Annotated in this window: 13 protein-coding genes; 9 read left to right on the plus strand and 4 right to left on the minus strand. The window is 39.3% G+C overall.

The features are described 5' to 3' along the window. Positions 1-43: 43 nt before the first annotated feature. Positions 44-2,365, minus strand: a complete 2,322-nt coding sequence (locus ACWPV5_RS03480; RefSeq protein ID WP_454382321.1) for a hypothetical protein — start codon at positions 2,363-2,365, stop codon at positions 44-46. A 456-nt stretch (positions 2,366-2,821) separates the two neighbouring features. Between ACWPV5_RS03480 and ACWPV5_RS03485 the strand changes: the two genes are divergently transcribed. Further along, the gene (locus ACWPV5_RS03485) at positions 2,822-5,125 is read left to right on the plus strand and encodes a DNA translocase FtsK (RefSeq protein WP_454382323.1); all 2,304 of its coding nucleotides are present in this window, start codon (positions 2,822-2,824) and stop codon (positions 5,123-5,125) included. A gap of 340 nt (positions 5,126-5,465) precedes the next feature. Here ACWPV5_RS03485 and ACWPV5_RS03490 read toward each other — a convergent pair whose 3' ends face one another. Together ACWPV5_RS03490 and ACWPV5_RS03495 are read right to left on the minus strand one after the other, a co-directional pair. Next, positions 5,466-5,936, minus strand: a complete 471-nt coding sequence (locus ACWPV5_RS03490) for an arginine repressor (protein ID WP_033677026.1) — start codon at positions 5,934-5,936, stop codon at positions 5,466-5,468. Positions 5,937-5,954: 18 nt separating this feature from the next. Continuing rightward, positions 5,955-8,228 carry a Xaa-Pro dipeptidyl-peptidase gene (locus ACWPV5_RS03495; RefSeq protein ID WP_454382325.1) on the minus strand — a complete coding sequence of 758 codons (2,274 nt, stop codon included), beginning with the start codon at positions 8,226-8,228 and terminating at the stop codon, positions 5,955-5,957. 379 nt (positions 8,229-8,607) lie between these two features. On the opposite strand from ACWPV5_RS03495, the gene ACWPV5_RS03500 reads away from it, so the two are divergent. The 3 genes from ACWPV5_RS03500 to pyk all read left to right on the plus strand — a co-directional run bounded on the left by ACWPV5_RS03500 (position 8,608) and on the right by pyk (position 14,363). Next, positions 8,608-11,709 (plus strand): DNA polymerase III subunit alpha, encoded by a 3,102-nt coding sequence (locus ACWPV5_RS03500; RefSeq protein ID WP_454382327.1) that lies wholly within the window; start codon positions 8,608-8,610, stop codon positions 11,707-11,709. A gap of 82 nt (positions 11,710-11,791) precedes the next feature. Further along, on the plus strand, positions 11,792-12,799 hold the full coding sequence (gene pfkA, locus ACWPV5_RS03505; protein ID WP_000820864.1) for a 6-phosphofructokinase: 1,008 nt from the start codon (positions 11,792-11,794) through the stop codon (positions 12,797-12,799). Positions 12,800-12,857: 58 nt separating this feature from the next. Next, on the plus strand, positions 12,858-14,363 hold the full coding sequence (pyk, locus tag ACWPV5_RS03510; protein ID WP_001042819.1) for a pyruvate kinase: 1,506 nt from the start codon (positions 12,858-12,860) through the stop codon (positions 14,361-14,363). A gap of 393 nt (positions 14,364-14,756) precedes the next feature. On the opposite strand, the gene ACWPV5_RS03515 is transcribed toward pyk, so the two are convergent. Further along, positions 14,757-15,743 carry an L-lactate dehydrogenase gene (locus ACWPV5_RS03515; RefSeq protein WP_000204728.1) on the minus strand — a complete coding sequence of 329 codons (987 nt, stop codon included), beginning with the start codon at positions 15,741-15,743 and terminating at the stop codon, positions 14,757-14,759. 194 nt (positions 15,744-15,937) lie between these two features. Here ACWPV5_RS03515 and gyrA point away from each other — a divergent pair, with 194 nt between their 5' ends. From gyrA to ACWPV5_RS03540, 5 genes are all read left to right on the plus strand, one after another. Next, positions 15,938-18,406: a DNA gyrase subunit A gene (gene gyrA / locus ACWPV5_RS03520; protein ID WP_060805571.1), complete on the plus strand. Its 2,469-nt coding sequence runs from the start codon at positions 15,938-15,940 to the stop codon at positions 18,404-18,406. After that, positions 18,406-19,149, plus strand: coding sequence for a sortase SrtA (srtA, locus tag ACWPV5_RS03525; RefSeq protein ID WP_000078842.1), 744 nt, complete (start codon positions 18,406-18,408; stop codon positions 19,147-19,149). Before gyrA ends, srtA begins: the two co-directional genes overlap by 1 nt. Before the next feature lie 139 nt (positions 19,150-19,288). Beyond that, entirely contained in the window at positions 19,289-20,086 is a 798-nt protein-coding gene (locus ACWPV5_RS03530; RefSeq protein ID WP_000254780.1) for a formate/nitrite transporter family protein, read from the plus strand. Positions 20,087-20,232: 146 nt separating this feature from the next. Beyond that, complete coding sequence (locus ACWPV5_RS03535) at positions 20,233-21,513, plus strand: O-acetylhomoserine aminocarboxypropyltransferase/cysteine synthase family protein (RefSeq protein WP_454382331.1); 1,281 nt, start codon at positions 20,233-20,235, stop codon at positions 21,511-21,513. A 95-nt stretch (positions 21,514-21,608) separates the two neighbouring features. Beyond that, positions 21,609-22,883: a DUF2130 domain-containing protein gene (locus ACWPV5_RS03540; RefSeq protein WP_454382333.1), complete on the plus strand. Its 1,275-nt coding sequence runs from the start codon at positions 21,609-21,611 to the stop codon at positions 22,881-22,883. Position 22,884 lies beyond the last annotated feature (1 nt).

The raw sequence follows: 22,884 nt of genomic DNA on the forward strand, positions 1-22,884 counted from the left end.
CAATATCGAAAAAGACGATTTCCGTTTGGAAATCGTCTTCTCACTATTTCAATAGTTCATACTCAAATAATTTACTTTCAAGCTCATTTTCGTAGTATTCAGCTAACCTTGTTTTAAGTTCTTTTAGTTTAGTGTTAACTTTTTCATTGTTGAATATCTTTTTATCATTACCATCTTTGTATGATGTATTTATGTCCAATTCAATTTGATAAGTACCATAATTGTATTTTGGATTATATTCTTGAGTATTTTTAGCTAGTTCAAGTAATTCATCGAAGACACCTAGCAACATTAAGTCAGCTCTATCAAGTTTTCCATATTTTTCTTGTTCGACCAATTCTTTACGAACTAGAGAGTTCTTATCTAGGCACATTTCGTTACTATAAAACTTTCCATCAGAACCATCAAAGCTCAAACAATGATTTTTTTGAGAGATACAAGTCCATAATGTAGCTTTTCTAAGAAAATCTGTATCCTCTGTATACAAATCCCCTTTATCAGCAGTTGTATAGTAAATATCCCTTTCATACCAGTTTTTTTGAGGGTATTGCTTGGCAACAAATAAAGCAGTTTGCTCTGCGTAATTATTCGTTCTAACTTGACTACCTCGTCCATGATAAATAGCAATTCTAGTCATTCTTATGTCCTGCGGAGTAGTACCAAAACCACTGGCTTCTATAACCGCTAAAATATTGTCATTATAAACAGGTTTTCCATAGCTTTTTAATGGCACTTCTTTACCATCGTAGCCAGTAGCAATTTTAGATAACACATCTGTTTTTAACTTTTTAGAATAGTATTCTCCTAGCGTTTTGTATACTTTTTTTATAGTGACATGCTTCACATCTTTAAGAATAGCATCCTCAGGTACATCAATGACTGCTGCTCCTTTCCCAGTTCCCCATTTTTTATTATCTCTCCATATTTCTTTAGCAGTTACAGTAATACTTTCAGTTCCGTTATCTTGATCGTTTTTCCAAAGTGCTACCAAAACGGAACTTTCTTGTGCTTTAAAGTTCCCTCTGTTTGCTAGAAAACCATTAATAAAGATTTTTTGCATTAGACCAACTGATTTCCAATACTTAACAGGAGCAAATAAAATATAATAGTCGTTTTCATCTCTCATAAAGTATTTTTCAAAAGACCAAACGAATTGATTTAGCAAATCTTTTGCATGGTTACTATCACCAACAAATTCATCGGACATCAATTTCCTTATATAGCTAAATTTATCTATCGATTTAACATTTCCTTCTTGAGCACGGGCTAATTCGCTAGAATAAGGGGGATTTTCAAAACCAATAATCGCAACATTTTTGTCATCTATGACTTCTTGTAATGTATTATGTTTTCCATCTGTTTCCATTGGAATTGATAAAAACTCTTCTGCTAAAGCATCCCCACCTGTTACTAAGTTCCCCTTGTTTTCTTGTACCATTGAAAGTGGTGGTATGATAGCCCGTACCTTCCCAATATATTTGTTATACAAAACAAGCCATTCTTTTATTTCATAAGTATTCAAGATAACATGGCTTAACTCTTCTTCAGTTAAATAATGCTCTAATGCTCCTGTACCAGCACATCTGTCCAAAATAACATAGTCCATGCCTTTAGGAAGATTGCTAATAGCTTGACGAACAAGTTTAGTTGCTTCTTTAACATAAGGTAGTGGTGTATAAAATGCTCCTAAATCTTTTCTATTTGCGGGGTCATTTAATGCGTCCATCACGGTGTCAAAATCACTTTCGTCTCCACACCAAGGTAAGATATAGTTTTCGACTATTGAATTAGATGGTTGTTTGAGCATCTCAAACATTTGAGATTTTGTTGTTGTTTTATCGTGACGGTATATATAGTTCGCCCACCCTAAAATGTTTGGAAAATCAATTTCAAACTTTTGATACTCGTCTATTTGGAATAATTCACACAATTCACGATTTTTAGGGCTTTTTGGTTGAAGAACATCAAATTCAATTACTTTTTCAGGATTAGTAGCATTTTTTAAAGTGGTCTGATTTACATTTTTTGATGCACTATTCGTATAATTTTGTAAAATTTCTAAACGATATTGAGTTGCATCATAAACACTAGCACGATTTTTATTAATATCAACTAAAACGATTTTGCTTGGTATAGGAATACCACCTTTTATCCTTAATTTAGACAGATAGTGGATAGCTTGAACAAGCACAGCATTAAGATCAGCAATGCTATTTTTAAATTCAAACAGAGCTCCGTTAATGATACCATCAGTATTTTCGATTAAAATATCTTTTTCATCAAAACCGAAATTTCTCCAGAAAAATAAATTGTCAGCTCTTTCATTTCCAGATTGCCAACTTCTATCAATAGCTAGAGGAGCCATTTTACACCTCCAACAATCAACTCATTGAGTTGAGAAACAACAGAAAAGACCTTCTCACAAAAATGTGAAAAAGTCTGTTTTAGGGCTTGACAAAAAATACGCTTGATTACATAATCAGCGTGAGCTGTGAGCTGTGAGCTGTGAGCTGTGAGCTGTGAGCTGTGAGCTGTGAGCTGTGAGCTGTGAGCTGTGAGCTGTGAGCTGTGAGCTGTGAGCTGTGAGCTGTGAGCTGTGAGCTGTGAGCTGTGAGCTGTGAGCTGTGAGCTGTGAGCTGTGAGCTGTGAGCTGTGAGCTGTGATTGCGTTCATACCAATCATTCCTTTACTTTTTGATAGTTCTATTATATCAAAATTTCAAAATTTTGCATATCTTCTTTTTTTGATGAACAGTCACCTGAATCATAAGGAGAATATTGACCTTTTTCGAAATACCTGTGAAATATGGTATAATAGAAGAATGGCAAACAAGAATACAAGTAAAACAAGACGGAGACCGTCTAAAGCAGAACTCGAAAGAAAAGAAGCGATTCAACGAATGTTGATTTCGTTGGGAATCGCGTTTTTATTGATTTTCGCAGCCTTTAAATTAGGGGCTGCAGGTATAACCCTTTACAATCTAATTCGCTTGCTGGTGGGTAGCTTAGCTTATCTGGTAATATTTGGTATCCTACTCTATCTCTTCTTTTTCAAGTGGATACGAAAACAGGAAGGACTCTTATCTGGCTTTTTCACCATATTTGCAGGTTTGATCTTGATTTTTGAGGCCTACTTAGTTTGGAAATATGGTTTAGACAAGTCCGTTCTAAAGGGAACCATGGCTCAGGTTGTGACTGATTTGACTGGTTTTCGAACGACCAGTTTTGCTGGAGGTGGCTTGATTGGGGTTGCTCTTTATATTCCAACTGCCTTTCTCTTTTCAAATATCGGCACTTACTTTATTGGTTCTATTTTGATTTTAGTGGGTGCCCTCCTGATTAGTCCTTGGTCTGTTTACGATATTGCTGAATTTTTCAGTAGAGGCTTTGCTAAATGGCAGGAAGGGCATGAGCGTCGAAAAGAGGAACGCTTTGTCAAACAAGAAGAAAAAGCTCGTCAAAAGGCTGAGGAAGAAGCTAGATTAGAACAAGAAGAGGCTGAAAAAGCCTTACTCGATTTGCCTCCTATTGATATGGAAACGGGTGAAATTTTGACAGAGGAAGATGTTCAGGATTTTCCACCTATACCTGAAGAAGAGTGGGTGGAACCAGAAATCATCCTGCCTCAACCAGAGCTTGAATTCCCTGAACAGGAAGATGACTCTGATGATGAAGATGTTCAGGTCGATTTTTCAGCCAAGGAGGCTCTTGAATACAAACTTCCAAGCTTACAACTCTTTGCCCCTGATAAACCTAAAGACCAGTCGAAAGAGAAGAAAATCGTTCGTGAAAACATCAAAATCCTAGAAGAAACTTTTGCTAGTTTTGGTATTAAGGTAACGGTTGAACGGGCCGAAATTGGGCCATCAGTGACCAAGTATGAAGTCAAGCCAGCAGTAGGTGTAAGGGTCAACCGCATTTCCAATCTAGCAGATGACCTCGCTCTAGCCTTGGCTGCCAAGGATGTCCGAATCGAAGCACCTATTCCAGGGAAATCCTTAGTTGGAATCGAAGTACCCAACTCTGAGATTGCGACTGTGTCCTTCCGAGAACTATGGGAACAATCTCAAACGAAAGCAGAAAATCTCTTGGAAATTCCTTTAGGGAAGGCTGTTAATGGAACCGCAAGAGCTTTTGACCTTTCTAAAATGCCTCACTTGCTAGTCGCAGGTTCAACGGGTTCAGGGAAGTCAGTAGCTGTTAACGGCATTATCGCTAGCATCCTCATGAAGGCGAGACCTGACCAAGTTAAATTTATGATGGTTGACCCCAAGATGGTTGAGTTGTCTGTTTACAATGACATTCCTCATCTCTTGATTCCAGTCGTGACCAATCCACGCAAAGCCAGTAAGGCTCTCCAAAAGGTTGTAGATGAAATGGAAAATCGTTATGAACTCTTTGCCAAGGTGGGAGTTCGGAATATTGCAGGCTTTAATGCCAAGGTAGAAGAGTTCAATGCCCAGTCTGAGTACAAGCAAATTCCGCTACCGCTTATTGTCGTGATTGTGGATGAGTTGGCTGACCTTATGATGGTAGCCAGTAAGGAAGTGGAAGATGCTATCATTCGTCTCGGACAGAAGGCACGTGCTGCAGGTATCCACATGATTCTTGCAACCCAGCGTCCATCGGTTGATGTCATCTCTGGTCTAATCAAAGCCAATGTCCCATCTCGAGTGGCTTTTGCGGTATCATCAGGTACAGACTCGCGCACCATCTTGGATGAAAATGGAGCTGAAAAACTGCTTGGTCGAGGCGACATGCTCTTTAAACCGATTGATGAAAATCATCCAGTTCGTCTCCAAGGATCCTTTATCTCGGATGATGATGTTGAACGCATCGTAAACTTCATCAAGGCTCAGGCTGATGCGGACTACGATGAGAGTTTTGATCCGGGTGAAGTTTCTGAAAATGAAGGAGAATTTTCAGATGGTGAATCTGGTGGAGATCCGCTTTTTGAAGAAGCCAAAGCTCTAGTCATTGAGACCCAGAAAGCCAGCGCATCCATGATTCAGCGTCGTTTATCAGTTGGATTTAACCGTGCGACCCGCCTTATGGAAGAACTCGAAATGGCAGGTGTCATCGGTCCAGCTGAAGGTACCAAACCAAGAAAAGTATTGCAACAATAAATTTCTCTCTTATACGGAAATGTGAACCTGACGTGATTTGAAGAGGATTATCTATGATGTATAATTAATTGAATCTAAACAAGCTGAAACAGGTTTAGAATTTCTTTTAGATATATGAAGACTCCCCTTATAGTTTCTAGTGAATATTCGTTTTTCACTAGAAACTATAAGGGGAGCTTTTGTACTCATGTATGAGATAGATTTCTTTTTTTGTTTTATTAAGCTGCATAGCTCACTTTTCAGCAGGAATCAGCTATTGTATTCGCTAGATGTTAGCTGACATCAATTCACTACTGTTTAAAATTTTGAGAGTTCTGCAGTTTTTGAGTTCAGTTTCTGTTTATTCACCAAAGAAAAATGGTGGGGCGAACCGTTTCAGCTCTTCAAAGCAATGTTGGGCTGCCTCTGCATCTTCACAGATGACAAGGCAGACATCATCACCACAGAGGGTAGCGATAGCGTCAGGGAAACTCAAAGCATCAATGATAGAACCAAATGATTGAGCCAGTCCAGGAAGGGTTTTTAGTAGAACTTGATGTTGAACTGGGCGCATCAAGACAAGGGCATCTTCCATGTAGAGTTCAAGACGTTTTTCCCATTTTGAGATAGAGCCTGTATTGAGCACATAGTAAGAGTTATCTTCTTCTCGTACTTTTGAGAGGTTCATACTTTTAATATCCCTCGAAAGTGTAGCTTGTGTAACTTGAATATCATTATCAGCAAGAAGAGCTTGTAGCTCAGCTTGAGTATGAATCTTGTTTTTCGTTACAAGAGCTCGTATGAGTTGGTGTCGGTGTTCAGATTTATTCATAATAATTTAACTCCTTTTTTAGTGAGGTATGGTAAGTGTGGACTGAGAGAGGTCGACAGTCAGGTGGTAGTCAGTATTGTCACGTATGGTGATTTCAAAGTCAGTCGTATAGAGGACTAAACGGAGAGTATCTCCTTTTTTTAACTTGTAAATAGTTGGTTGCAGTTCAAATTGTACATCCATCCATTCACCTGCCTTGATATCCTCTACTAACAGTAAATCATTTCTATTTTGTAAATTAAGGTAGCCTTTTGTAATGACTCGTTGTGTAGTTGCACTAAATGGCAATTCACAGAGATTTTCCAGCATGTGATAGCGACCGTTGTCAATGGTTCTAGCACTTAAAATAGCTGGATAAGGCTGTAGGTATTTCTTTTGACCAAATTCTAGCAGTTGGGCTGATAAGAGCCCCTTGTTGGTGCTGGATTTGAGACGAAGATTGAGCTGAGCGCGACCGTTCAGGTGGAGATCTTTAGTCACAGGCAGGTCAATAGTAATCTGATTGGCTTTCCCTTGATAGAGTTCCGTATTGAAGATCTGGTATGTCTTACCATAGCGCTCAAAATCCTTATCTGGGTACTGGTTTTGAATAACTTGCTCTTCTTGACCAAGTGAGTAGGTTTCAAAGTTTTCTTGCTCACCGAAGTTATCAAGTGATAACCAAGTCTGAGGAGCGGTATTGTCCTGCCAAATAACGATCGGAAGTTGAAAATCTGTTTCTTGTCCCAATAATTTCTTAGTCAATAAGGCATTCATAGACTCACGGAAGTCAATGGACTGCCAGTTGTTCATATAAACATGGGCACCATTATGGAAAAAGAGATGCTTATTTATATGAGTAGGTAGAGCATGGAACATCTGGTAAACATGAAGTGGTTTGACATTCCAATCCTGAGAACCATGAGTAAAAACAACCTCAGCCTTTACTTTATGGGCATTGAGCAGATAATTGCGGTCATGCCAAAACTGATTGTAGTCGCCAGTCTTGCGATCCAGTTGTTCTTTTACCTTTTCTAAGTCAGCTTGGTGAGCTTCATTGCCACGGATATAGTCGCCAGCCAAGAGATTACGAGAGTAAGTCAGTTCAGCAAGGGAGTCAAAGTCCTCACCTGGATAACCGCCTGGGCTAGTTACCAGACCGTTTTCACGATAATAGTTGTACCATGAAGAAATGCCAGCTTCGGCAATGATTACTTCTAAACCATCGACGCCTGTAGTCGCCAGACCATTGGACATTGTACCTAGATAAGAAAGTCCAGTTGTAGCTACTTTTCCGTTTGACCAGTCAGCCTTGACTTGACGCTGGCGCGTGTGGTCAGTAAAGGCACGGCAACGACCATTGAGCCAATCGATAACATTTTTATAAGCCTCAATTTGCTGGTAGTCCCCATTAGTCATGAAACCAGTAGAGTCTTTGGTACCAACACCTGAGACATAGAGATTAGCAAACCCTCGTGGAAGGAAGTAGTCGTTGAGACTATAGCTAGCGTTAATGTGCGTTAGCTTTTCCTCGGCTTCTGACACAAGTTCAGATTGACCTTGGGGTTGGACGAGATTTAGTTGAGGTTCCTCTAGCTCTATCTTGTGATTAGGCTTAACCTCAAGCTCGCCCTCCATCTTGTAGAGAGCTTTGTCACTGGCTTTATCATTTGTTCCCTGATGATAGGGACTGGCAGTCATGATAGCAGGGATTTGTCCGTCATAACGAGGACGAATAATGCTGACTTTGACTAAGTCTGGCTGACCTTTTTGGTCAGTATCGACACGAGACTCAACGTAGACGACTTCTCGAATGGCATCGTGGCTAGAAAAAGTTGCTAAACTCTTTCCGTTAAAGTAGTGGTAGGTATTATCTTCAGGGATAAGACCGTCACTTACCAGTTGATCAATCAGGAGATTCCCCTTTTTGGTGCGAGTATTGAGTAACTGATAGAGATTTTTAATCAAGTCACCGTATACAATAGGAAATCCAGTTTCCTTACGAAAAGCTTCACTGTCTTCGAAGTCAACCAAATAAGAAAAGCCTAAAAGTTGAAAAGCAACAGTATAAAAAATATCTGCAGTTAAATTCTTGTCTGACTGAAAAAATTTCAGTAAGTCAGTTTCTTTATCAACTGCTAAATTAGATAGAGGATAGGTGCTATCCTTATAATTAAAAAAGAAACGAATAAGAAACGCCTCAAACATTTTTTTATTTGTAATGTTGACTGGTAAATCAAATCCATACTTTTTTAAATCACATAAAATAGTATCTCTTGGAAGTGATAAATAGCTGAATTGATTAAAGCGCATAAAACCTCCTTGTAAAATAATAATTAAGGTTATTATATCAAAAAAATAGGAGAAAGGGAATCATTAAGTGAGAAAGAAATTAATTAAAGAATAATGAATATTATTTATATGAAAAACAGGTACAACTCTATAGTTCAAAACAAGTTATAATGGTAAATAGATTAACTTGATGTGTCTTTCTATTTTAAAAGATATATTCACTTCTTGGGATAAAAAAGTAAAAAAATTACCGGATCATTTGATTTTTTAAATGTATTTTTGCTTTTTTCATTCAAAAAATTTTACTTTAAGGATAAAATAGAGATAGGAGTCATTGCTTTTGTCTTTCTCTTTTTGAAAATGGTATAATATAGTGAGAAGGATAGAGGAGAAGTGTAAATTGATCGCACAACTAGATACAAAAACAGTCTATAGTTTTATGGAGAGCGTCATTTCGATCGAAAAGTATGTGAGAGTAGCTAAAGAATACGGCTACACTCATCTGGCTATAATGGATATTGATAATCTTTATGGTGCTTTTGACTTTCTAGAGGTTACAAAAAAATATGGCATTCATCCTTTATTAGGGCTTGAAATGACTGTATTTGTGGATGCTCAGGAAGTGAATTTGCGCTTTTTAGCTCTATCTAGTGTGGGCTATCAGCAGTTGATGAAGCTTTCAACAGCCAAGATGCAGGGGGAGAAAACTTGGTCAGTCCTGTCCCAGTACCTGGAGGATATCGCGGTCATTGTGCCTTATTTTGAAGAGCTTGAATCACTAAATCTAGGCTGTGATTACTATATAGGGGTTTACCCAGAAACACTGGCCAGCGAATTTTATCGTCCTATTTTGCCACTTTATCGGGTCAATGCCTTTGAAAGCAGGGATAGAGAAGTTCTGCAAATTTTAACAGCGATTAAAGAAAATCTACCGCTCAGAGAAGTTCCTTTGCGCTCACGACAAGATGTCCTTATATCAGCAAGTTCTTTAGAGAAACTATTCCAAGAACGTTTTCCTCAAGCCTTGGACAATTTAGAAAAGCTGATTTCAGGTATTTCTTACGATTTGGATACGAGTCTGAAACTGCCTCGTTTTAACCCAGCTAGACCAGCAGTAGAGGAGTTGAGAGAGCGTGCTGAACTGGGGCTTGTTCAGAAGGGATTGACTAGTAAAGAATATCAAGATCGACTAGACCAAGAATTGGCTGTTATTCATGATATGGGCTTTGATGATTATTTCTTGGTTGTTTGGGATTTGCTGCGTTTTGGACGTTCGAATGGCTATTATATGGGTATGGGACGGGGTTCTGCAGTTGGTAGCTTGGTTTCCTATGCCTTAGATATCACAGGGATTGACCCAGTAGAGAAAAATCTGATTTTTGAACGCTTTCTCAATCGTGAACGCTATACCATGCCTGATATTGATATTGATATTCCAGATATTTATCGTCCAGATTTTATCAGGTATGTTGGAAATAAATATGGCAGTAAACATGCTGCACAAATCGTTACTTTTTCTACCTTTGGAGCAAAGCAGGCCTTACGAGATGTTTTAAAACGTTTTGGTGTGCCAGAGTATGAATTATCTGCAATTACCAAGAAAATCAGTTTTCGTGATAATCTTAAGTCAGCCTATGAAGGGAACCTACAGTTTCGTCAGCAAATCAATAGTAAGTTAGAATACCAAAAAGCCTTTGAAATTGCCTGCAAGATTGAGGGTTATCCAAGACAAACCTCTGTCCATGCGGCTGGTGTTGTAATCAGTGACCAAGATTTGACCAACTACATCCCCCTAAAGCACGGTGATGAAATTCCACTGACTCAGTATGATGCTCATGGAGTTGAAGCTAGCGGGCTTTTGAAGATGGACTTTTTGGGACTGCGAAATTTGACCTTTGTCCAGAAGATGCAAGAATTGCTTGCTAAAATAGAAGATATTCACTTGAAAATTGAAGAAATAGATTTGGAAGACAAAGAAACTCTATCTCTTTTTGCATCTGGCAATACAAAAGGTATCTTTCAATTTGAGCAACCTGGAGCTATTCGCTTGCTAAAACGTGTGCAACCAGTCTGTTTTGAAGATGTCGTAGCAACTACTTCCCTAAATCGGCCAGGTGCTAGTGACTATATCAATAATTTTGTAGCTAGAAAGCATGGGCAGGAAGAAGTGACTGTTCTGGATCCAGTACTGGAGGATATTTTGGCTCCAACTTACGGAATTATGCTCTATCAGGAGCAGGTTATGCAGGTTGCCCAGCGTTTTGCTGGATTTAGTCTTGGGAAAGCCGATATTTTGCGCCGAGCTATGGGGAAAAAGGATGCCTCTGCCATGCATGAGATGAGGGCTTCTTTTATTCAAGGTTCATTAGAAGCTGGTCATACTGTGGAAAAAGCAGAGCAGGTCTTTGATGTCATGGAGAAGTTTGCAGGTTATGGTTTTAACAGGTCACATGCCTATGCATACTCAGCCTTGGCCTTCCAGTTGGCTTATTTCAAAACGCATTATCCAGCCATCTTTTATCAGGTCATGTTGAATTCTGCCAACAGTGATTACTTAATAGATGCACTTGAATCAGGCTTTGAAGTAGCGCCTCTGTCCATCAACACCATTCCCTATCACGATAAAATTGCCAACAAGTTCATCTATCTAGGTCTGAAATCGATTAAAGGAGTCAGCAAGGATTTTGCGCTTTGGATTATTGAAAACAGACCTTATTCTAACATTGAAGATTTTATAGCTAAATTACCTGAAAATTATTTGAAACTTCCTCTGCTAGAACCTTTGGTAAAAGTTGGTCTTTTCGATTTATTTGAAAAAAATCGTCAAAAAGTATTCAATAATTTAGTTAATCTATTTGAATTTGTGAAAGAGTTAGGAAGCTTGTTTGGTGATACCATTTATAGTTGGCAGGAATCGGAAGATTGGACGGAACAAGAAAAATTCTATATGGAACAAGAACTTTTAGGGATAGGTGTCAGCAAACATCCCCTACAAGCTATTGCAAGTAAAGCTATTTACCCGATTACCCCAATCAGAAATTTATCAGAAAATAGCTACGCTATTATTTTGGTTGAAGTTCAGAAAATAAAAGTAATTCGTACCAAAAAGGGCGAAAACATGGCTTTCTTACAGGTAGATGATAGTAAGAAAAAATTGGATGTTACCCTCTTTTCAGACTTATATCGACAGGTTGGGCAGGAAATAAAAGAGGGAGCCTTCTACTATATAAAAGGGAAAATACAATCACGTGATGGCCGTCTGCAAATGATTGCACAAGAAATAAGAGAAGCAGTTGCTGAACGCTTTTGGATACAGGTGAAGAATCATGATTCGGATCAAGAAATTTCACGTATTTTAGACCAATATAAAGGCCAAATCCCAGTCATCATCAGGTATGAAGAGGAACAGAAAACAATCGTTTCTCCCCATCATTTTGTAGCTAAATCCAATGAATTAGAAGCGAAATTGAATGAAATGGTTATGAAAACGATTTATCGCTAAAAATACGGAAAATAGAAGAATTTTAAAATCAAATGTGGTATAATTAATAAGAATGTTAAAAGAAAAAGGAGCATAAACCAATATGAAACGTATTGCTGTTTTGACTAGTGGCGGAGACGCACCTGGTATGAACGCTGCTATCCGCGCAGTTGTTCGTCAAGCAATTTCAGAAGGAATGGAAGTTTTTGGTATCTATGATGGATATGCTGGTATGGTTGCTGGTGAAATTCATCCCCTAGATGCAGCTTCAGTAGGAGACATCATTTCTCGTGGTGGTACTTTCCTTCACTCAGCTCGCTATCCAGAGTTCGCTCAACTTGAAGGGCAACTTAAAGGGATTGAGCAATTGAAAAAACACGGGATTGAAGGTGTAGTTGTTATCGGTGGTGACGGTTCTTACCACGGCGCTATGCGTTTGACTGAACATGGCTTCCCAGCTATCGGTCTTCCAGGTACAATCGATAACGATATCGTTGGTACTGACTTTACAATCGGTTTTGACACAGCGGTTACAACTGCTATGGATGCTATCGATAAGATTCGTGATACATCATCAAGTCACCGTCGTACTTTTGTTATTGAAGTTATGGGACGTAACGCTGGTGATATCGCTCTTTGGGCTGGTATTGCAACTGGTGCTGATGAAATCATCATTCCTGAAGAAGGATTCAAGATTGAAGATATCGTAGAAAGCATTAAATGTGGTTATGAGTGTGGTAAAAAACACAATATCATCGTCTTGGCAGAAGGTGTTATGTCAGCAGCTGAATTTGGTCAAAAACTAAAAGAAGCTGGGGATACAAGCGACCTTCGTGTAACAGAACTTGGACATATCCAACGTGGTGGTTCTCCAACTGCGCGTGACCGTGTATTGGCGTCACGTATGGGTGCGCATGCTGTTAAACTTCTTAAAGAAGGTATCGGTGGTGTTGCGGTTGGTATCCGTAACGAGAAAATGGTTGAAAACCCAATTCTTGGAACTGCAGAAGAAGGAGCATTGTTTAGCCTTACTGCTGAAGGTAAGATTGTGGTTAACAACCCACACAAAGCCGACATTGAGTTATCTAGCTTGAATAAGAGCTTGTCATAATTTACAATTTAGTTAATAAGACCAAAAAGGTCATATATATAAAGGAGTCACAAAAATCATGAACAAACGTGTAAAAATCGTTGCAACTTTGGGTCCTGCGGTAGAAATCCGTGGTGGTAAAAAATTCGGTGAGGACGGATACTGGGGTGAAAAACTTGATGTTGAAGCTTCAGCTAAGAACATTGCTAAATTGATTGAAGCTGGTGCTAACACATTCCGTTTCAACTTCTCACACGGTGACCACCAAGAACAAGGTGAGCGTATGGCAACTGTTAAACTTGCTGAAAAACTTGCAGGTAAAAAAGTTGGTTTCCTTCTTGATACAAAAGGACCAGAAATCCGTACAGAATTGTTCGAAGGTGAAGCTAAAGAGTATTCATACAAAACTGGTGAAAAAATCCGTGTTGCAACTAAACAAGGAATCAAATCAACTCGTGAAGTGATTGCATTGAACGTTGCTGGTGCTCTTGATATCTATGATGATGTTGAAGTTGGTCGTCAAGTTTTGGTTGACGATGGTAAACTTGGTCTTCGTGTGGTTGCTAAAGATGACGCAACTCGTGAATTTGAAGTTGAAGTTGAAAACGATGGTATCATCGCTAAACAAAAAGGTGTGAATATTCCTAACACTAAAATTCCTTTCCCAGCTCTTGCTGAACGTGATAACGACGATATCCGCTTTGGTCTTGAACAAGGTATCAACTTCATCGCTATTTCGTTTGTACGTACTGCAAAAGACGTGAACGAAGTTCGTGCAATCTGTGAAGAAACTGGAAACGGACATGTTCAATTGTTCGCTAAAATCGAAAACCAACAAGGTATCGATAACTTGGATGAAATTATCGAAGCTGCTGATGGTATCATGATCGCTCGTGGTGACATGGGTATCGAAGTACCATTCGAAATGGTTCCAGTTTACCAAAAAATGATCATCACTAAAGTCAATGCTGCAGGTAAAGTTGTTATCACTGCAACAAACATGCTTGAAACAATGACTGAAAAACCACGTGCAACTCGTTCAGAAGTATCAGACGTATTTAACGCTGTTATCGACGGAACTGACGCAACAATGCTTTCAGGTGAGTCTGCAAACGGTAAGTACCCACTTGAGTCAGTAACTACAATGGCTACAATCGATAAGAACGCTCAAACTCTTCTTAACGAATACGGACGTTTGAACTCAGATTCATTCGAACGTAACTCTAAGACAGAAGTAATGGCTTCAGCTGTTAAAGATGCTACTAACTCAATGGACATTAAATTGGTTGTAACTCTTACTAAGACAGGTCACACTGCACGTTTGATCTCTAAATACCGTCCAAATGCTGACATCTTGGCATTGACATTCGACGAATTGACAGAACGTGGATTGATGTTGAACTGGGGTGTTATCCCAATGTTGACAGATGCTCCATCATCAACTGACGATATGTTCGAAATTGCTGAACGTAAAGCAGTTGAAGCAGGACTTGTACAATCTGGTGACGATATCGTTATCGTAGCTGGTGTACCACTTGGAGAAGCTGTACGTACAAACACAATGCGTATCCGTACAGTACGTTAATTAATAGAAAAATAGCCTATCATATCAAGCTTTATAGCCTGTATGATGGGCTTTTTTTGTATATGAGCAAAGTTTTTACTTTTGAGTTAATGTAACTGTAGCTAAAGAGTAAATCGTTGCGTGTTCCATACTTTTTGTGATGTGAGTATAAATCTGATTGGTAGTCTTTTTGTCTTCATGCCCAAGCCATGACATGATAGTTTTTAAAGGGATGTTGTTTTTTGAACGAAAATTTCATAAAATGTTTAGTTCTTATAGTGGATTACAGCTAGAATAGTATGCTGTGGCTGCTAAAATATTTCTAGAAATTAATTTATTCATATCTTATTTCAATCTACTATAATACAGAAAAAAACAACTCCCTGATAATTCAAGGAGTTGTCTATAGTTAAATTAGTTTTTAGAAGCTGCTTGGAATTCTGGGTTTTTCCATGCTTCGTCAATGATAGCTTGCAATTCTTTAGCGGATGCTTGCATTTTTTGAGTTTCTGCGTCGTTCAATGGAATGTTTACTGGACGAACGATACCATGTGCACCAACAACAGCTGGTTGACCGATAAAGACATTCTTAACTCCGTATTGACCTTCTTGGAATACTGAAAGTGGAAGTACTGCATTTTCGTCGTCAAGGATTGCTTTAGTGATACGAGCAAGGGCTACTGCGATACCGTAGTATGTTGCACCTTTTTTGTTGATGATTGTGTAGGCTGCATCACGAACACCTTCGAACAATTCAATCAATTCAGCTTCTTGAACATTTTGAGTGTCTTTAAGGAATTCTTCAAGGTTTACACCAGCGATGTTTGCGTGTGACCAAACAGCGAACTCAGAGTCACCGTGTTCACCCATGATGTAAGCGTGAACTGAACGAGCATCTACATCCAATTTTTCAGCAAGTGCTTGACGGAAACGAGCTGAGTCAAGCGAAGTACCTGAACCGATAACGCGTTCTTTAGGGAAACCAGAGAATTTCCAAGTTGAGTAAGTCAAAACGTCAACTGGGTTAGCAGCAACAAGGAAGATACCTTTGAAACCTGATTCAACAACTTGAGTTACGATTGATTTGTTAATAGCAAGGTTTTTACCTACAAGGTCAAGACGAGTTTCACCTGGTTTTTGAGGAGCACCTGCAGTGATTACAACAAGGTCAGCGTCTGCACAGTCAGAATATTGAGCTGCATAGATTTTTTTAGGTGAAGTGAAGGCAAGGGCGTGACTAAGGTCAAGCGCGTCACCAACAGCTTTTTCATGCAATTGTGGAATTTCGATAATTCCAAGCTCTTGTGCAATTCCTTGGTTAACAAGTGCAAAAGCGTAAGATGAACCTACAGCACCATCTCCGACAAGGATAACTTTTTTGTGTTGTTTAGTTGAAGTCATTGTTCTAAACATCTCCTTAATTTTATTCAGGGATTTCCCCAGTTATTTTAATTCTATCACTTTTAAAAAGCTTTGTCACGAATATGCCTTTCAGTTCTTGATGTAAACGTTTTAGCTGATTTGGATACCTGAAATATGGCGGACATTATGGTATAATATTATTAATTACTAATAGTGAAATGAGGCATTTATTAATGCAGGATAGAAATTTAGTGAATGTCAATCTGACAAAGGAGATGAAGACGAGTTTTATCGATTACGCCATGAGTGTTATCGTAGCGCGGGCTCTTCCTGATGTTCGAGATGGCTTGAAACCGGTTCACCGTCGGATTCTCTATGGAATGAATGAATTGGGTGTTACTCCAGACAAACCCCATAAAAAATCTGCTCGTATTACAGGGGATGTCATGGGTAAATATCACCCACACGGGGATTCCTCTATCTATGAAGCCATGGTCCGTATGGCTCAATGGTGGAGTTACCGTTACATGCTTGTAGATGGTCATGGGAACTTTGGTTCCATGGATGGTGATGGTGCTGCCGCCCAGCGTTACACTGAGGCACGTATGAGCAAGATTGCTCTAGAGATGCTTCGTGATATCAATAAAAATACGGTTGACTTCGTTGATAACTATGATGCCAATGAACGTGAACCCTTGGTCTTGCCTGCACGTTTTCCAAACCTTTTGGTCAATGGAGCAACTGGTATTGCCGTTGGGATGGCAACCAATATTCCGCCTCACAACTTGGGTGAAACCATTGATGCAGTGAAGTTGGTCATGGACAATCCTGAAGTGACTACCAAGGACTTGATGGAAGTCTTGCCTGGTCCAGATTTTCCAACTGGTGCCCTTGTCATGGGGAAATCAGGTATCCATAAGGCTTATGAAACAGGTAAAGGTTCTATTGTCCTTCGTTCTCGTACTGAAATCGAAGAAACTAAGACTGGCCGCGAGCGCATTGTTGTAACAGAATTTCCTTATATGGTCAACAAAACCAAGGTACATGAGCATATTGTTCGTTTGGTTCAGGAAAAACGGATTGAGGGCATCACAGCAGTACGTGATGAGTCAAATCGTGAAGGGGTTCGTTTCGTGATCGAGGTCAAGCGCGATGCCTCAGCAAATGTTATCCTTAACAACCTCTTCAAGATGACCCAGATGCAAACCAACTTTGGTTTTAATATGTTGGCGATTCAAAATGGGGTGCCGAAGATTTTATCTCTTCGTCAGATTTTGGACGCTTATATTGAGCACCAAAAAGAAGTGGTTGTTCGTCGGACACGTTTTGATAAAGAAAAAGCGGAAGCACGTGCGCATATCTTAGAAGGTCTCTTGATTGCGCTAGACCATATCGACGAAGTGATTCGTATCATCCGTGCTAGTGAAACGGATGCGGAAGCACAAGCTGAGTTGATGAGTAAGTTTAAGCTTTCTGAACGTCAAAGTCAGGCTATACTAGACATGCGTCTTCGTCGTTTGACAGGCTTGGAACGCGATAAAATTCAGTCTGAATATGATGACCTCTTGGCTCTGATTGCGGATTTAGCAGATATTCTTGCTAAGCCAGAACGTGTTTCTCAAATCATCAAAGACGAATTGGACGAAGTCAAGCGTAAGTTTGGCGACCAACGTCGTACGGAGTTGATGGTCGGTGAAGTCTTGAGTCTTGAAGATGAGGACTTGATTGAAGAATCGGATGTCTTGATTACACTGTCTAACAAGGGTTACATTAAACGTCTGGATCAAGCTGAGTTTACTGCTCAAAAACGTGGTGGCCGCGGTGTTCAAGGAACAGGCGTTAAGGATGACGATTTTGTTCGTGAGTTAGTGTCAACTAGCACCCATGATCACCTGCTCTTCTTTACAAATAAAGGACGTGTCTATCGTCTTAAAGGTTATGAAATTCCTGAGTATGGTCGGACGGCTAAAGGACTACCAGTAGTTAATCTCTTGAAATTGGATGAAGGCGAAAGTATTCAGACTATTATCAATGTTGAGTCTGAACGCAGTGATGATGCTTACCTCTTCTTTACAACCCGTCATGGTATTGTGAAGAGAACAAGCGTCAAGGAATTTGCTAACATTCGTCAGAATGGTCTCAAGGCTTTGAACCTCAAAGATGAAGATGAGTTGATTAATGTCTTGTTGACGGAAGAAGATACGGATATTATCATTGGTACCAAGTTTGGTTATGCAGTTCGCTTTAATCAATCAGCCGTTCGTGGCATGAGTCGTATCGCCACAGGTGTGAAAGGTGTGAATCTCCGTGAGGGAGACACAGTAGTTGGTGCTAGCGTAATTACTGATCAAGACGAGGTTCTTATCATCACAGAAAAAGGATATGGTAAGCGTACAGTCGCGACTGAATATCCAACAAAAGGTCGTGGTGGTAAAGGAATGAAGACGGCTAATGTGGCTGAAAAAAATGGTCCTCTATCAGGTCTCTTGACTGTGAAAGGTGATGAAGACTTGATGATTATCACTGATACTGGTGTCATGATTCGAACCAATGTTGCCAATATTTCACAAACAGGGCGTTCAACTATGGGAGTTAAAGTAATGCGCCTGGATCAAGATGCTAAAATTGTGACCTTTACAACGGTTGCAGCGGCAGAAAAAGAAGAAGTTGGGACAGAAAACGAAACAGAAGGTGAAGCATAATGTCTCAAAAAAATAATAAGAAGAAAAACAAACGAAAAAATCTACTGACAAATATCCTGGCAGGATTTCTGATACTACTATCAATTGCTTTGATTTTTAATGCTAAAATTCGTGATATTTTCATAGTTTGGAATACCAATAAGTACCAAGTTAGTCAGGTATCAAAAGAAAAAATAGAAGAAAATCAGGATACAGAAGGAAATTTTGATTTTGATTCTGTCAATGCTATCTCTTCGGAAGCGGTTCTAGCTTCTCAATGGGATGCTCAAAAATTACCAGTTATCGGCGGAATTGCAGTCCCTGAATTAGAAATGAATCTGCCAATTTTTAAAGGTCTTGATAATGTCAATCTTTTCTATGGTGCTGGTACGATGAAACGCGATCAAGTGATGGGGAAAGGAAATTATAGTCTAGCTAGTCATCATATTTTTGGTGTCAATAATGCTAATAAAATGTTATTTTCTCCTTTAGATAATGCTAAAAATGGTATGAAGATTTATCTAACCGATAAAAATAAAGTTTATACTTATGAAATACGTGAAGTCAAACGTGTTACACCGGATCGTGTTGATGAAGTTGATGATAGAGATGGGGTCAATGAGATTACATTAGTAACCTGTGAAGACCTTGCTGCTACAGAACGTATTATTGTAAAAGGCGATTTGAAAGAAACAAAAGAATATTCACAAACATCTGATGAAATCCTAACAGCTTTCAATCAACCATATAAACAATTTTATTAATACAAATCAGTGAAATCCTGGATTTCACTGATTTTTTAAGCTTTTCATAAGAATAAACTTTTATGAAATACAGAAAACGCTTCCTTAATTTTAACGTTTGTGATATAATTATCAGGTAAAAAATTTTTAGGAGTTTATTATGGTTTCTTCAGAATTTATCTCAAAGATTGAATTTGCTTGCAAGAAGAAAGAAAGTCTTTATAGTCAAAGCAAATTTAAGTATGCGATTCGTTCTATGTTCGCAGGTGCCTTTTTAACCTTCAGTACAGCTGCGGGTGCAGTTGGGGCTGACTTGATTAATAAAATTGCACCAGGTAGTGGACGTTTCCTCTTCCCCTTTGTCTTTGCTTGGGGATTGGCCTACATTGTTTTCTTGAATGCCGAGTTGGTAACATCAAACATGATGTTCTTGACTGCTGGTAGTTTCTTGAAAAAAATCTCTTGGAGAAAAACAGCTGAGATTTTACTTTACTGTACCTTGTTTAACCTTATCGGGGCTTTGATAGCAGGTTGGGGCTTTGCTCATTCGGCAGCCTATGCAAATCTGACTCATGATAGTTTTATCTCTGGGGTTGTAGAGATGAAGTTAGGCCGTTCAAATGAATTAATCTTGCTTGAGGCGATTTTGGCAAATATTTTCGTAAATATTGCGATTCTTTCATTTGTTTTGGTCAAAGATGGTGGTGCCAAACTTTGGCTTGTGTTGTCAGCGATTTACATGTTTGTATTCTTAACAAATGAGCACATTGCGGCGAACTTTGCTTCTTTCGCGATTGTAAAATTCAGTGTTGCTGCTGACTCAATTGCCAACTTCGGTATTGGAAATATGCTTCGCCACTGGGGTGTAACCTTCATCGGAAACTTTATCGGCGGTGGTCTCTTGATGGGTCTTCCATATGCCTTCCTCAATAAAAACGAAGATACTTATGTAGATTAAGAAAATGAGCACGATTGAGTCGTGCTTTTTTCGATTTTGTAAGAAGTAATAGTCGTTTCTTATATCAAAATATAGAAAACTGATATTGGTAAACTATACCTTAAGGTGCTACAATATCCTTAATCAAACTATATGGAGGTCGCCTTATGACTCGTGATTTTAAATTTGAAACCCTACAATTACATGCTGGACAAGTAGTTGATCCAGCGACCAAATCTCGTGCAGTACCTATTTATCAAACAACATCCTTCGTTTTTGATGACACGCAGGAAGGTGCAGATCTTTTTGCCTTGAGAAAACCAGGGAACATTTATACTCGTATCACAAACCCTACAACAGCTGCCTTTGAAGAAAGAATTGCTGCTCTTGAAGGTGGTGTTGGAGCTCTTGCAACCGCATCAGGTATGGCAGCAGTGACTTATACGATTTTGGCTCTTGCCCATGCTGGTGACCATGTAGTGGCTGCTTCGACTATTTACGGTGGAACTTTCAATCTCTTGAAAGAAACCCTTCCTCGTTATGGGATTACAACAACCTTTGTCGATATGGATAATTTGGATGAAGTAGAAGCAGCTATCAATGACAATACCAAGCTTGTCTTGATTGAAACCTTGGGTAACCCTTTGATTAACATTCCAGATTTGGAAAAATTGGCTGAGATTGCGCATAAACACCAGATTCCTCTCGTTTCGGACAACACTTTTGCCACACCATATTTGATTAACGTCTTCTCTCACGGTGTAGATATTGCTATTCACTCTGCGACTAAGTTTATCGGTGGGCATGGTACGACTATTGGTGGAGTGATTGTCGATAGCGGTCGTTTTGACTGGGCAGCTTCAGGGAAATTCCCTCAATTTGTTGAAGAAGACCCAAGCTACCACAATTTGAGCTATACTCGTGATGTGGGTACAGCAGCCTTTATTATCGCTGTCCGTGTTCAATTGCTTCGTGATACAGGTGCAGCCTTGTCGCCATTTAATGCCTTCTTGTTACTCCAAGGACTTGAAACCCTTTCACTTCGTGTGGAACGGCATGTGCAAAATGCAGAGAAAATTGTTGATTTCCTTGTCAAGCATCCTAAGGTAGAAAAAGTTAACTATCCAAAATTGGCAGATAGTCCTTATCATGCTTTGGCTGAGAAATATTTACCAAAAGGTGTGGGCTCAATCTTTACATTTCATGTCAAAGGTGGGGAGGCAGAAGCACGCAAGGTAATTGATCATTTAGAGATCTTTTCTGATCTTGCAAACGTGGCAGATGCTAAATCGCTTGTTGTCCATCCAGCAACAACCACTCACGGTCAATTGTCAGAAAAAGACCTAGAAGCAGCAGGTGTCACACCAAACCAAATCCGTTTGTCTATCGGACTTGAAAATGTAGAGGATTTGATTGAAGACTTGCGCTTGGCCTTGGAAAAAATTTAAAGTAAAAGAAGATAAACAGTGGGTTTTGACTCACTGTTTTTGATTTTCTCTCAGGCATGATATAATGGATAAAGAAGTCTAGAAAGAGGAACGATATGAACGAAATCAAATGTCCTAATTGTGGGGAAGTCTTTACAGTAAATGAGAGCCAGTATGCTGAACTTTTGTCTCAAGTGAGAACAGCAGAGTTTGATAAGGAATTGCACGATCGGATGAAGCAGGAACTGGCTTTGGTTGAGCAAAAGGCCATGAATGAACAACAGACTAAACTGGCTCAAAAAGACCAAGAAATTGCTCAATTGCAGAGTCAAATACAAAACTTTGATACAGAAAAAGAATTGGCCAAGAAAGAAGTTGAACAAACAAGCCATCAGGCTCTCTTGGCCAAGGACAAGGAAGTGCAGGCCTTGGAAAACCAATTGGCCACCTTGTGTTTGGAACATGAAAATCAACTACAGAAGACCCTCTCTGACCTAGAAAAAGAACGAGACCAGGTTAAAAATCAGCTTCTCTTGCAAGAAAAAGAAAACGAACTCTCTCTTGCTTCAGTTAAGCAAAACTACGAAGCTCAACTCAAGGCAGCTAGTGAACAAGTCGAATTTTATAAGAATTTCAAAGCCCAACAATCTACAAAAGCTATCGGGGAAAGTCTGGAACACTATGCAGAGAGTGAGTTTAACAAGGTCCGCAGTTTTGCCTTTCCAAATGCTTACTTTGAAAAGGATAACAAGGTTTCAGCGCGTGGGTCTAAGGGAGACTTTATCTTCCGTGAATGTGACGAAAATGGGGTTGAAATCATTTCCATCATGTTTGAGATGAAGAATGAAGCTGACGGAACAGAGAAGAAGCACAAGAACGCGGATTTCTACAAGGAATTAGACAAGGACCGTCGGGAGAAGAACTGTGAATATGCGGTTTTGGTGACTATGCTTGAGGCCGATAATGACTACTTTAACACAGGGATTGTTGACGTTAGCCATGAGTATGAAAAGATGTATGTGGTTCGTCCTCAATTCTTTATTCAGTTGATTGGGCTTTTGCGAAATGCGGCGCTTAATTCCCTAAAATACAAGCAGGAGTTGGCCTTGGTTCGCGAGCAAAATATTGACATTACGCATTTTGAAGAAGACTTGGATGCCTTTAAACAGGCCTTTGCTAAGAACTATAATTCAGCTTCGACCAACTTTGGTAAAGCTATCGATGAAATTGACAAGGCCATCAAACGCATGGAAGAGGTCAAGAAATTCCTAACCACATCCGAAAACCAACTCCGTCTAGCGAACAATAAATTGGAAGATGTTTCTGTTAAAAAATTGACCCGGAAAAATCCAACCATGAAAGCGAAATTTGAAGCACTGAAGGGGGAGTGAG

Source organism: Streptococcus sp. Marseille-Q7156, from assembly GCF_965119495.1.

Bases quoted from the DNA above. Each gene is read 5' to 3' on its own strand.
- gyrA (WP_060805571.1), top strand. From the start codon at position 15,938: ATGCAGGATAGAAATTTAGTGAATGTCAATCTGACAAAGGAGATGAAG.
- srtA (WP_000078842.1), top strand. From the start codon at position 18,406: ATGTCTCAAAAAAATAATAAGAAGAAAAACAAACGAAAAAATCTACTG.
- ACWPV5_RS03535 (WP_454382331.1), top strand. From the start codon at position 20,233: ATGACTCGTGATTTTAAATTTGAAACCCTACAATTACATGCTGGACAA.
- ACWPV5_RS03530 (WP_000254780.1), top strand. From the start codon at position 19,289: ATGGTTTCTTCAGAATTTATCTCAAAGATTGAATTTGCTTGCAAGAAG.
- ACWPV5_RS03515 (WP_000204728.1), bottom strand. From the start codon at position 15,743: ATGACTTCAACTAAACAACACAAAAAAGTTATCCTTGTCGGAGATGGT.
- ACWPV5_RS03490 (WP_033677026.1), bottom strand. From the start codon at position 5,936: ATGAATAAATCTGAACACCGACACCAACTCATACGAGCTCTTGTAACG.
- pyk (WP_001042819.1), top strand. From the start codon at position 12,858: ATGAACAAACGTGTAAAAATCGTTGCAACTTTGGGTCCTGCGGTAGAA.
- pfkA (WP_000820864.1), top strand. From the start codon at position 11,792: ATGAAACGTATTGCTGTTTTGACTAGTGGCGGAGACGCACCTGGTATG.
- ACWPV5_RS03485 (WP_454382323.1), top strand. From the start codon at position 2,822: ATGGCAAACAAGAATACAAGTAAAACAAGACGGAGACCGTCTAAAGCA.
- ACWPV5_RS03540 (WP_454382333.1), top strand. From the start codon at position 21,609: ATGAACGAAATCAAATGTCCTAATTGTGGGGAAGTCTTTACAGTAAAT.
- ACWPV5_RS03495 (WP_454382325.1), bottom strand. From the start codon at position 8,228: ATGCGCTTTAATCAATTCAGCTATTTATCACTTCCAAGAGATACTATT.
- ACWPV5_RS03480 (WP_454382321.1), bottom strand. From the start codon at position 2,365: ATGGCTCCTCTAGCTATTGATAGAAGTTGGCAATCTGGAAATGAAAGA.